Origin of the sequence: Vibrio kasasachensis (assembly GCF_050337565.1) — a bacterium.
GTDB lineage: Bacteria > Pseudomonadota > Gammaproteobacteria > Enterobacterales > Vibrionaceae > Vibrio > Vibrio kasasachensis.
In genome coordinates this window covers 216708-229033 of the sequence record NZ_JAKJTB010000011.1, presented here as the reverse complement: position 1 = coordinate 229033, position 12326 = coordinate 216708, and the positions used below count along the sequence as shown (strand labels likewise).

Below are 12326 nucleotides of genomic sequence, written 5' to 3'. Positions count from 1 at the left end.
GGCAAATTGTGAACTGGGTAACGAATGTGGTACAACAAAAGGTGAGCGACGTCACGCTTGTATTTGTAAGCTCAAGCTTGAAGGGTGGTTGATGGAATACGAGAGGGTATGCGGCATTACCGAGCAGTAAAGCCGCAAGAAATCACTAACGAATCGAAACGGTTGTCAGGTTGTTGGAAACCAGAGTCTCAATGGTGAATTGGGCTAATACAGAATGCAGTAAGTACACGTTATGTTGGATAGAAAGACAAAGATGATTGGGTTCAACGCGCAGCAAAAACGCTTCTTTCTCGTTGAGTGTCTTGCCTGAGATAGTCTTTGCATCGTGGCTAATGTTGTAGCCTGCTTGTTGTTCGATATAGGTTAGCACCGACTGCTCACAATGTGCTTCGGTGAACTCTGAGAATAAGTTTTGTGGCATCCATGTTTCTTCAAGAATAGCTGGTTCACCATTGATGATACGCATTCTTTTGAAGTGATGAAGCCTTGTCCCAACAGTGATTTTGAATTTATCAGCAAGCCTTTTATCCGCCTCTATACTAGCAAACTCTAACACAATGTTTTTTAAGTCAGTGTCTTTGTTTATTCGCTCTGAAATACTGGTCAGATTATTATCTTGATAGAACTCAGGTGGGTTTACAAACATACCTGAGCCTTGCCTTGAATGAACAAAAGACTCCTGTTTTAGCTTCTCAATCGCCTTTCTTAAGGTAGGGCGACTCACGCCAAATTTGCTTGAGAGTGCATGCTCTCCTTCGAGCTGCGACCAAGCGGGGAACTGACCACTTATGATGTCAGCTTTTATCGCCTGATAAACTTCAACGTATTTCATGAGATAGATTACAACTTTACAAATGGTGGGTCTTAGTCACTTGAAATGTTACCTGTTAACACATGTGAGTTAAGTAAAATTAGGTGACTAACCTTTAATGGCAAGGATGTTACCAGAAAAGAGCGATGAAAAACAAAGCGGTTTCTAATAAGTTTGATGCATGATCGAGATCATCATTCTTGTATGTTCGGTATTATTTGTATTTACATATTTTAAGTGTGGATTTATGGTTAGCTCATAAAGATACGAGGAGCCCTACCATGTCATCCAAAATCGATAATAATCCAAGCCAAGTTGACGTAAACAAAAAAATCCCATGTGAAAAGCCAGTAAATGTTCAGCTGCAAATCATGGAAGCTTACACGCGTGCACATCATAACGAGACGAATCTTTATCAAAGAGAGGTTGCGTGTCTTTCTGAACTATACCCAGTTTTATTTAGACAGATTGAAGCAGAAGATTGTGTCGTAGGGCGTTTAGATGCCTTGCCAATTGGGTTTGGTAGCGTTACCTCTGTCGGTGGTGTTGGGCACTACTGCAATTTCGACAAACTAGAAGCGTTTAAAAGTGAATTAGCAGCTGCCGATCATCCGCGAGTGGATGAACTGCTAGAGTATTGGCAAGAGAGAGATACTCGTTCGATTTATTTCCGCCAAACGCTAACAGAAACAACCTTAGGTAAGTTCGTTGATGTGAATTACCCAGCGATCGCAACCGCACGACTAAGTGGCATGTACCTTGACTACAATACCTTGATCGACAATGGTATCGAGGGAATGCGTGAACGCATTAACGACCAATTAATCGCCGCTGAAAAGCAAGCTGATGAGAAAGCAATTTCGTTGCACGGTGCGTTTCTTGGCTGTTTTGACATTGTTGAACGTGTGATTGATTTCCATATTCAGCTTTGTGTTCAAGAGCTTGATAAAACTGAAGAGCTAACCCGCAAGCATCAAATGAGTGATCTGATTGATGCGCTAACGTCTATTCGTAGCAATAAACCAAAAACCTTCCTTGAAGGTATTCAACTTTCTTGGTTATACAGCCTATGTTCTGGCGTGGTTAACTTTGGACGCATGGATGATTACCTCGGCGATTTACTGGTTGCTGACCTTGATGCTGGTCGAATTACTGAGCGACAAGCGATCAACTATATCCGCTCTCATTACCGCTTAATTGAAGCGCGTAAGACCACGGTAAATGGTCGTGTTGTTGTTGGTGGTATGGGTAGACGCTCTCCAGAGACCGCTGATGTTTACTGCAAACTGGCTATTCAAGCGGTGCGCGAAAACAAAGACACTGAGCCTCAATTTACGCTTCGTATCTACAAAGGCATGAATCAAAGTGTTTACCAAGATGCACTTGATGCGATTGGTGAAGGGCTAACTTACCCAATCCTTTACAATGATGATGTGAACGTCCCTGCAGTGATGAACTCGATGCAGATTTCACAATCAGATGCTGAGCATTACGTGCCGTTCGGCTGTGGTGAGTTTGTTTTGTCTGGTAAGAGCGTGGGCACGCCAAACACTTGTATCAACATTCTTAAAATCTTGAACATTGCACTGACTGGCGGAACCGATTTTTGGGATGGCAAAGATAAGAGTGGTGGCACTGCACTGCTTAAACCAGAACAAGTGACCAGCTTTGATGATGTGATGCAGAACTACAAAGATTTATTGGGTCACTACATCGAGCTAACGTCACAAGCGCAGTCGTTCTCTTATAAAGTGATGAACCAAGAAGTGGGCTTCCTATTTACCAGTATTCTTACTGATGACTGTATTGGTCGTAGTAAGTCGCTGCTTGATGGTGGCGTCTATAAACTGGGCGGAACCAACGAAACGTACGGTAACACCAACGCTTATGACTCATTGTCTGCGATTAAGAAAGTGATTTTTGAAGACAAAAAATACAGCTACGTGGAACTGATTGAAGCGCTGCGAGTGGATTTCGATGGTTACGATCGCATGAAGTACGATCTGATCAACGCGCCAAAGTTTGGTAACGATGATGCATACGTTGATGATATCGCGGTAGAGATGCACGAATACATCTGTAACGGCATTAAAGATTCGGCAGCAAAAGTGGGCATGGATAGTTACCTTGTTGTCATTATCAATAACCAAGTGAATACCGAGTGGGGGCGTGCAACCAGTGCTTCTGCGGACGGTCGCCACCGCGGTGTTTACATGAGCAACGCCAACAACCCACAAAGTGGTGCTGACAAAAATGGTCCAACTGCGATGCTTAACTCGCTAGTGAAACTGAAAGCGGAAGTGCATGCAGGCTCAGTACAGAACATGAAGTTCAGCAAAAATATGTACCAAAGTAAGCGCATGATTGTTGAAGCATTGCTGGATGGGTATTTCGAACAAGGCGGACCACAAATTATGGTCAGCGTGGTGGGTAAAGGTGAGCTTGAAGATGCTTACCATAACCCTGAAAAATACCCGAACTTAGTGGTTCGAGTGGGTGGATTTAGCGCCAAGTTTGTCAACCTAGATAAAGATGTTCAGCTAGAGATCTTGAACCGAACTCTGAACGATTAATATCAATCGAAATATAAACACCTTAGGGTGATCAGCGAGTTTTTAGATCACCCTCTTTTCTTGCTTTGATTCGAGGCACGCCATGCAAACCACTCACTTTAACGGCAATGATTCAACAACGGGTATTGTGTTTGATATTCAAAAATTCAGTGTCAATGATGGTCCTGGAGTGCGCACCGCCGTCTTTATGAAAGGCTGCCAAATGAAGTGTGTTTGGTGCCATAACCCTGAGTCTTTAAGCAGCAAGAAGCAACTCGCCTTTAATGCGCAAAAATGCATTGGCTGTCGTAGCTGTGAGCAAGTGTGCCCTAATGATGTACACAGTTTCACTGCTGATGGTCGCCATATTGTTAATTTTGATGCCTGCCAAACTTGCGGGCTTTGCGTGGATGTCTGTATGCAAGATGCGCTCAAAATTTATGGTAAGGAGATGTCGGTTGATGAAGTCTTTGCCGAGATCATTAAAGACAAAGTTTACTTCGATAAATCCGGTGGTGGCGTTACCCTTTCCGGTGGTGAAGCACTGAAGCAATTTGATTTTTGTTTAGCCTTGGTGAAAAAGTGCCAACAGAATGGTATTCATGTCTGTATTGAAACCAATGGTGCATCGAAAAAACAGCATTACCAAGCCATCGCCCCTTACGTTGATCTGTTCCTGTTTGATTATAAAGCGACGGGTGACAAACTGCATAAACAGCTCACTGGCATGTCGCGCAAGCTGGTGGACGACAACCTACAAATGTTGAATGAGATTGACGTACAAGTAATTCTGCGTTGCCCCATCATACCCGGTTACAATCTCTCTGAAGACCATTTTGCTGCTATCGCCAAATTGGGTGAATCAATGGTGAATATTCAAAAAGTGGAAGTTCTGCCATACCATAATTTTGGCAAAGGCAAAGCGACTGAAATCGGTAAAGACTACAGCGTAGAAGCCGAACTGCCAGAAGATGAAACCGTCAATCAATGGCTTGAGAAGATCAAAAGCTATGGTGAAGTCGGCGTCACACTGAGTTAACCATTGAAAGAGCGAGTCGACCTCATCTATCGATTTTCATGATTTTAAATGGGGATCATTGATATAAGAGTTGGCTCCCCACGTCCTAAAATTGTGGCTATTGATCACTCAATGAAGTGACACCCGAATATTTGATCCCAGATAGTTGCGCCATTTCTCTATTCCATGTTGCCAAATCATTTACGTTAAATTGGCTCAATTGATCATGCCCGCAGGCCCTTGCCATGACTTGCATTAGCTCGGTCGATGCTTCAAAAAAATTCTTCAACTGGACTGAGGCTTTCGACACATTAAGCCTTTGGCGTAAATCAGCTTTTTGAGTCGCAATGCCAGCAGGGCAGTTGTTGGTATTACACATTCTCGCAGCCACACAACCTATCGACTGCATAGCGCTATTAGAGACAGCGACGCCATCAGCGCCTAAAGCTAAGGCTTTGACAAAATCTATTGGGACTCGCAAACCACCAGTGATGATTAACGTAACCCGACCGTTAGCGCCAACTTTATTCAAATAAGCTCTTGCCCGTGCAAGTGCAGGAATTGTTGGCACACTAATATGGTCACGAAACATTTCCGGTGCAGCGCCAGTGCCACCACCGCGACCGTCCAAGATGATGTAATCTGCACTGGCATCTAATGCAAATTGGATATCTTGCTCGATGTGGTTGGCACTCAGTTTAAATCCGATAGGAATGCCGCCTGTTATCTTGCGCACGTTATCAGCGAACTGTTTAAAATCTTCTGCCGTATGTAAGTGTATAAATGTGGGTGGGGAAATAGCAGCAGTTCCAGTTTCAATTCCGCGTACTTCGGCTATTTTGCCAACGTTCTTCGCACCAGGTAAATGCCCTCCAGTGCCAGTTTTTGCACCTTGCCCACCTTTGAAGTGAAAAGCTTGTACATTCTTCAATTTGTTCTCATCGTAGCCAAATTGAGCACTGGCGAGCTCATAAAAGTAATGTGAGTTGGCAGCTTGCTCTTCAGGCAGCATGCCGCCTTCACCAGAACAGATACCTGTCCCTGCAAGTTCGGCACCCGTTGCGAGAGCCACTTTAGCCTCCTCAGAAAGTGAGCCAAAACTCATGTCGGAGACAAACAACGGAATCTTAAGCCGTAGTGGTTTTTTCGCTTGTGGACCAATAACTAGTTCTGTCGTAACCGCGACATCTTCAAGCAAAGGTTTGGTGGCCATTTGAGCCACCATAACTTGTATATCATCCCAGTGAGGTAATAGATGTCGAGGAACACCCATGGAAGTCATTCGCCCATGGTGCCCCAGTTTTGAAAGCCCCTCACGGGCAAGTTGATGAATGAATTCAACCGTTGGCTCTTCTATTGTCTCAATTGCAGTAGGGGGTTTCTCTACCGACTGAGTCTGTACCCCAGGACCTTCTTGCCCAACTTGTTCATTGGTGAACTGTTTATGACTACCATCGCAAAACGGTAGGTTATTTGAGTGCTTACAACGGCAGAGGTAAGCATCGCCACTTTCCTCGGCAATAAAGCTTTTTGGATTAAAATCCGTACTGGAATGGGACCCATCACAATAGGGCTGGTCGCTCGAACGCCCACAGGTACAGAAGTAATATTCTTGACCTTGTGTCAGCTCAACCTTAATGGGTTTGTTATCTGCGATCACGGGTTTGCTCATTTTCTCTACTTCCTTTGTTATGGCATCTAAATGATGACTTTCTTTAAAGAGTAGAATCTCAGCGCGGATTTGAAAGTACAGGTACGGTGCTCTGATCGTATATGAGCCAATAATCTGGTCTGTTATTCCTCTTCAATGCCTTGCGCGCTGATGCTGATAAACCATCAAAGTTCTACTTTGACCAAACAACAGGCAAACGATTGCGCAATCGATTGTTATCGGGTGGCAGGTAAAGTATGATTCCGCCCATATTTTCAGGAGAATATTTTATGTTTCGCTTTTTTGCCCTTTTATTAACCATTATTTCTTTTAACACTGCCGCTTCAACCGAGCGAACTGCCATTGTTGGCGCAATGGATGTTGAGATTGAAGGCATCTTGCCAACATTAACCAACGTTGAAGAAAAAACCATCGGTAAACATCTTTTTCATGTTGGTCAGCTAAACAATAAGCCTGTTGTAGTAACCAAATCAGGTGTGGGTAAAGTCAATGCGGCTTTGACGACGACACTTTTAGCGACGGAGTTTAATGTTAGCTCCATTATTTTCACCGGTATTGCAGGCGCAAGTGGTCCTGAACTTGAACCGATGGACGTGGTGATCTCAACTGGTCTCGTACAGCATGACGTGGATTTAACTGTGTTTGGCAGCCCAATGGGACTGCTCGACGGTTATGAAAACCGCGTGTTCTTACCTTCTGATGCGTTAGTGAAACAAGCGTTAGAAGCGGCTCAAACTGCGCTTGGTAAGGAACAAGTCACTACTGGTATTATCGCGTCGGGTGACCAGTTCATTGCCAATAAAGAGAAAGTGGCTTACCTATACAAAGAATTCCAAGCTAAGGCGGTAGAGATGGAAGGCGCTGCGCTTGCACAAGTGGCTGATCAATTTGATATTCCATATGTGGTGATCCGCACTATTTCTGACAAGGCTGATGGCTCAGCAGCACTGACTTATGAAGAGATGAAGAAAGCAACCGCTGACAACTCGGTTGCTATCATTTTAGAAATGCTTAAGTAAGACTTATCAGTAAGTTCAGCCAGTCGCTAAATACAAATTAGTTGCTGGCTGATTGAGTCACTAGTTGAGCGCTTGATGCTTTGCTAGAGAGAGAAAACATCTGATCTATTAGCCTTTTGCTAGGTTTTATATCTAAGGTTCTTAGCTATATTGATTCTTCATCTAATTTGAAAATTTCGTTCGATATTCAGTTGGTGACATACTTTTATATTCCTTGAACAACCTGTTGAAGTTTGACAGATTGCTGTAGCCGACATTACTACTTATGTGGCTGATGCTTAAACTGGTTGTTTCGATCATATTCGCTGCATGACTTAATCTGATTTTTTTAAGTCTCTGGCTAAAAGTCTCACCAAAATGGCTCTTAAATATTCGAGCTGTCGTCCTCTCGCTGCAATAGATGTGCTTAGCTAGGCTAGCTAAAGTAATCTCCTTTGCGTAATTATCATTGATAAAAGTAGAAAGTACTTCAACTCTATCTCTATTTAACTCAAAGACATCATTATTCGATGAGCTAAGCAAAACATGTTCTTTGTCTTGCGTTATCAATGAAAAGATCTTCATAAGTACCGACAATTGTTCGAGGCTCGACGTACTGCAGTCAATTTTGTCAACGACCCCTTTGACCTCCAGCGATGTTTTTTGAGAGAACTGTATTACTTTTGTCGATTTACTAAAGAAATTCGACAGTTTTCTCATTTCATTGCAGTGAATAACCATGTTGGAAATCCATTTCTTCTCTATCCAAAGGCTATGACGTTCTGGGTATATTTCATCGTTTTCAATTTCTAAGCGGCTTAAGTCATGGGGCACATTGGGTGGTATTAGTAGTAACGAGCAAGAAGGTATTACAACATCTATGTTTCCAACCTTAGCTACCCCTTTAAAATTGAAAAGTAGAATAAGCTCATACTCACTGTGGTAATGAGCGCAATTAGATGAGATCGGAGAGTCATCGGAGTAATGGCGCCAAGAATATCCAGGTCTAATGAGTGTTTTTACAGAAATAGGTTTCATTTTTAACCAGCTCAGTTCACCACGGATTTAGGATCCATGACAGCATGTGTTGTCTGAAAAGTACCATAAGATGTCTGTATAGTATAAGTGTTGACACGATTTTTGCGGGATAATCACAGTCATTATCAGGCTGAAAGCTTGGCCGTGAACTAAATTCTGATATTAAAATACCAAGGGACGTGTGGAATATGTTAACTAAGAATTATGCAAAATTTATTTTTGATATGGATGGAACCCTAGTTGACTCTAAGGAGATCGTTGAGAAAGCATGGACTATATGGGCAAATAAGCATGATATTGATGTCGAAAGCATTTTAGCCGTCTCTCATGGTCGCCCAGCTGCAGATGTTATTAGGGAAGTCATGCCACAATTGGATGTGGCTAAAGAAATAGAATATCTAGAAGTATTCGAGCTAAAGAATGTGGATGCGGTAAAGCCTATACCGGGTGCCATCGAGTTTGTAAGTCAATTGAGCGAAGATGATTGGGCTATCTTCACGTCAGCACCACGTGAATTGGCTGTGAGTCGGTTAAAAGCGGCATCAATGCCGATTCCAGATGTTTTGATTACCGTCGAAGATGTTGTAAAGGGGAAGCCGAACCCTGAAGGATATCTTTTAGCGGCTGAAAAGTTGGGAGTGAACGCTGAACAGTGCCTAGTTTTTGAAGATGCTGAAGCTGGGATACGTTCAGCTCTGGCGGCTGGTAGTAAGGTCATTGCCATAAATGCCGCTGCACCACATAAGGTGGATATAGAAGGTAGTGTCGTCGTCGAAGATTATTTTGATGTTTCGGTGTGTCTGAACAACAAATGGATTTCTATCTCCAAAAAATAAAATTGAATTATTTGGCTCACATTCAGCTTGCTAACACAGTGCAGAGGTGAGCCCAAAGTCGCTGATCGAAGTAAGAAATAAACGGCAAATACTAAATTTTATCGGGAGCGGTAATCACATTTTCTTCCGCTCTCGAAATTCTACAGTGGAATATCGACTTGTTAATTATCGGTTTCCAACGCTATTTTTAGCATTTTGACAGTGTGTTGGCTAAACACTTTAATACCTTCGCTTGTCAAAACGGCGGTTGTGACTCCAAAGCCCTCGATCTTGTTGCCACTAAAAGTGCCGTCATAGATTTTGGAGCTGCCGCAAGACGGACTTCCTTCAGCTAGAATCGCGTACTTGATCCCATGTTGCTGGCATATTTCCAGCGTCTTTTGTGCTCCTAATAGGAAGGGTTCGGTTACATCGACGCCATCATTTCCCACAACATGAGCAAACCCTTTAACAACGTCTACTCCCTTGCCGTTAATGATTTCGGCAGGAGCTCTAGGAGTAGGTAAACCTCCCGAGACTTCGGGACAAAACACCACCATTTCTACATTCGAATTGAGCCAGTCCCAATCTTGATCAGGTATGGATAAACAGCTCGCGTTGTAGCGAACCTTATTGCCAGCTAAGCACGAACTGACGAGTACTTTTTCCACTAATAGCTCCTTTTTTGTGGGGGGGAATAGTTAATGCCGAATTATAGGGCGGAGAGTAGTGCAGTATACGAGTTTTTATACCCCACTTTAAAACGAAAGTTAACGCAGAGTAGAAACATCACGAGTTGCGATGGTTTGGTCTTTAGAATAGTTAATTCGAGCTGTGAGCAGGTAGGTTTCGAGTTTGTAGAGGTGGTTGATGCTTCACTCAATCCCCAATATTTAACAGAAGAGATGATAAAAATAGCCCCACAGAGGCAAATCTATGGGGCTATTTTAAAAATGTTAGCAACGACGATGATTCGACACAATGCTTAGTCTGTTAGTTTAAAGAGTGCCTAGGTCGAAAATGACATTGTTTAGTTTATGGTTAAAGTTCAGTCTTTCTTTATCGGCTGTAAAACTGTCACCCCAGCATACCCAAGGGAATTCGGTTTCGATTTCTGAGTGCTCTGTTCTTAAATCGATGATCATAGGGAAAGCGTGATTGATTGCACTAACACCTGTATTGTTGATTACTTTATAAACACCACGAGTAACAACTGGATCAGTATTGATTGTGTCGATAAAACTAAAATGATCGGGTGATTCGCTATTTACCAATTCCTTAGAGAGCAGGAGTACGTTTTTAAAGGTAGGGATCATCTCCTGGTGTTTATCTGAACCGTATTTGTCGCCAGGAAACAACCAGCCGTTGTCTTCCGTAAAAATACCAAGGTCTTCAGGCGGAACATCACCGCCAGGATTGTAAATGCCTGTCGCAAGGCAAACACTCGCTGCGTCGAGCGTAATATTTGCTTGTTTTGGTAGAGAGTAAAGAGTGGCATGGCCAAATGAAGTACTCATTGGCTTATTGATCTTCAACAAGTCAAACTTGACACTACCATCGACAGTACTTTTCGCTGTAATGTTAGCGGCGTTAGTATGCAGTATAAACTTCGCGGGATTTTGTAACCCAACTAAGCTCTCTACTGGTGACGTATATTTAACACCAACATCACCACGCTCATAAGCGTTGAGTGTAACAATAAACCCTTTCAGTAACTGTACTTTTGCATATACGCCGAAATCCAATTGCGTCGCTATTTCGAGGTTTTCTTTGACAGAAATATAAGACATACCGTTGTCGTAATATGGTTGAGCAATGTTAGCACTGAATTTTGCTTTAGGCTGTTCAAAAATAGGTTTTGGTAGGGGGCTGAATATATTGCCAGAGAACTTTGCACCACCACCTGCTGTCATTTTGGCATAAACAGCATTTTTCATACCAAAGCCAGCTTTAGGAGATTTGATCGAAGCCTTACCTCTAAAACCAACCGTTACTCCAGCTGAAATTTTTTGACCTTTAGTGAACTTATTTACAAATGTTAATCCTTTAATTTGAGGGAAACCAATGGTCACTTTACGTGAGATACCGATTGGGTCAAAACTGCCACTCACTGCACTACTGGCTTCAAGTGTGTTATTGATACCAGCATCTACCCCGACTTCAGATCGAACCATATAGGTACCATCTTTATAGCTAGTAGAAATTTTTGGAAGAAAGTTGGTTTTGTTTTTTATTTCTGCGCAGGCTGTGACACCGCCAAAGCTGCTACACTTTTTTGATTTTTCGGCGTTGTTGTATAGCGCCGTATTGGTAGAGAAATACATATTGTTGACGACAAGTTCATTCCCCTCAAATCTTACGGCTGGTTTGTTTGAAGGGTCAAGACGCATCAGTTCTTTGTTGTCAGTCGCCAATTCACTTAATGCGCGAATAGTCGATTCATCTATTTCACTAATTACGGTGCTGAATTCAGGTATTTCATCCTCAAACAATTGGAATGGATGGGCTTCTTGATAAGATAATTCACCAGACTCACCAGACTCACCAGACTCACCAGACTCACCAGACTCACCAGACTCACCAGACTCACCAGATTCACTAGAAGTCTCTGGTGCGACTACGTAGAGAACGCCATCAACATCAATAAATGTACCGACTTCTTGTGTCGGTATCGGTGGTAATACATCGAGTGTGATGACTGGCTTCTCTCGGTAGTCTGCTTGTGAAGTTTGCACCGAAACAGGAAGAGATCGGTAAGTTTCATTGTTGCCTTCTACGATTAACGTAATTAGGTAGTTAGAGTCAGGCTGTATATCTACTTGCATAGCAGAACCAGATAGCACATCGTAAACGTCAGATGATTCAGGGTTGCCTTCGCTATTAAGTTCCGTAACTTCAATTTGCGTAGCAATCTCAACCATCCGACCTGCTTTTGAAGTAATTGGCAGCCATTCTAGGTTCAGTTCGGTTGAAGAGGTTTGCAGAGCGAATTGAATTGGGTAAATGTTAAGCTCTTGCTCTGGTTCTGTTAGCTCGATGGAAATTTCGACCTTGTTGTTTTCGTCGTTCGGATCGATGGCAAAAATGGTCGCGTTTGGTTCAGCATAAGAAGAGTCATAGGTAAAGTAGGTGCTAGAGCCATGTTCAACCGCTGTAGCCTCAGGAGCACTCCAACGCACAATACCGTTTCCAGATGTTGGGGTAATACTGAAACTGCCGGTTTTGATTGCAGATTGTTGGGTATCAAAACAGGTTTGTTGATCTTGAATTATTAGACAGTTGGCAGGAACTTCGTTGTTGTTCCCTTCGTCTGATCCACCACAAGCCACTAACAAGGATGTGATTGCGAATACGATTGCTGCTTTAGAGAAAACAGCTTTATTGTTTGAAATAGATTCCATTTTTATTTTTATTTGATTGTA

The 12326-nt window shown here is 42.8% G+C and carries 9 protein-coding genes; 4 read left to right on the top strand and 5 right to left on the bottom strand.

Features of this window, described 5'->3' with window-relative positions; all coding sequences use genetic code 11:
* Positions 1 to 145 precede the first annotated feature (145 nt).
* On the bottom strand, positions 146 to 832 hold the full coding sequence (locus L4C38_RS07900) for a GntR family transcriptional regulator (protein ID WP_428796989.1): 687 nt from the start codon (positions 830 to 832) through the stop codon (positions 146 to 148).
* 260 nt (positions 833 to 1092) lie between these two features.
* On the opposite strand from L4C38_RS07900, the gene L4C38_RS07895 reads away from it, so the two are divergent.
* Positions 1093 to 3384, top strand: coding sequence for a pyruvate formate lyase family protein (locus L4C38_RS07895; protein ID WP_428796988.1), 2292 nt, complete (start codon positions 1093 to 1095; stop codon positions 3382 to 3384).
* Positions 3385 to 3466: 82 nt separating this feature from the next.
* The gene (locus tag L4C38_RS07890) at positions 3467 to 4402 is read left to right on the top strand and encodes a glycyl-radical enzyme activating protein (protein ID WP_428796987.1); all 936 of its coding nucleotides are present in this window, start codon (positions 3467 to 3469) and stop codon (positions 4400 to 4402) included.
* A 97-nt stretch (positions 4403 to 4499) separates the two neighbouring features.
* On the opposite strand, the gene L4C38_RS07885 is transcribed toward L4C38_RS07890, so the two are convergent.
* Positions 4500 to 6053: a glutamate synthase-related protein gene (locus L4C38_RS07885; RefSeq protein ID WP_428796986.1), complete on the bottom strand. Its 1554-nt coding sequence runs from the start codon at positions 6051 to 6053 to the stop codon at positions 4500 to 4502.
* Between the two features lie 269 nt (positions 6054 to 6322).
* Here L4C38_RS07885 and L4C38_RS07880 point away from each other — a divergent pair, with 269 nt between their 5' ends.
* The gene (locus tag L4C38_RS07880; protein ID WP_428796985.1) at positions 6323 to 7072 is read left to right on the top strand and encodes a 5'-methylthioadenosine/adenosylhomocysteine nucleosidase; all 750 of its coding nucleotides are present in this window, start codon (positions 6323 to 6325) and stop codon (positions 7070 to 7072) included.
* A gap of 162 nt (positions 7073 to 7234) precedes the next feature.
* Here L4C38_RS07880 and L4C38_RS07875 read toward each other — a convergent pair whose 3' ends face one another.
* Positions 7235 to 8089 (bottom strand): AraC family transcriptional regulator, encoded by an 855-nt coding sequence (locus tag L4C38_RS07875; RefSeq protein ID WP_428796984.1) that lies wholly within the window; start codon positions 8087 to 8089, stop codon positions 7235 to 7237.
* Positions 8090 to 8277: 188 nt separating this feature from the next.
* On the opposite strand from L4C38_RS07875, the gene L4C38_RS07870 reads away from it, so the two are divergent.
* Entirely contained in the window at positions 8278 to 8925 is a 648-nt protein-coding gene (locus L4C38_RS07870) for an HAD-IA family hydrolase (RefSeq protein WP_428796983.1), read from the top strand.
* A gap of 161 nt (positions 8926 to 9086) precedes the next feature.
* Here the strand turns inward: L4C38_RS07870 and L4C38_RS07865 are convergent, their stop codons facing one another.
* Together L4C38_RS07865 and L4C38_RS07860 are read right to left on the bottom strand one after the other, a co-directional pair.
* Positions 9087 to 9575: a 2-thiouracil desulfurase family protein gene (locus tag L4C38_RS07865; protein WP_428796982.1), complete on the bottom strand. Its 489-nt coding sequence runs from the start codon at positions 9573 to 9575 to the stop codon at positions 9087 to 9089.
* Between the two features lie 327 nt (positions 9576 to 9902).
* Positions 9903 to 12305 (bottom strand): hypothetical protein, encoded by a 2403-nt coding sequence (locus L4C38_RS07860; RefSeq protein ID WP_428796981.1) that lies wholly within the window; start codon positions 12303 to 12305, stop codon positions 9903 to 9905.
* Positions 12306 to 12326 lie beyond the last annotated feature (21 nt).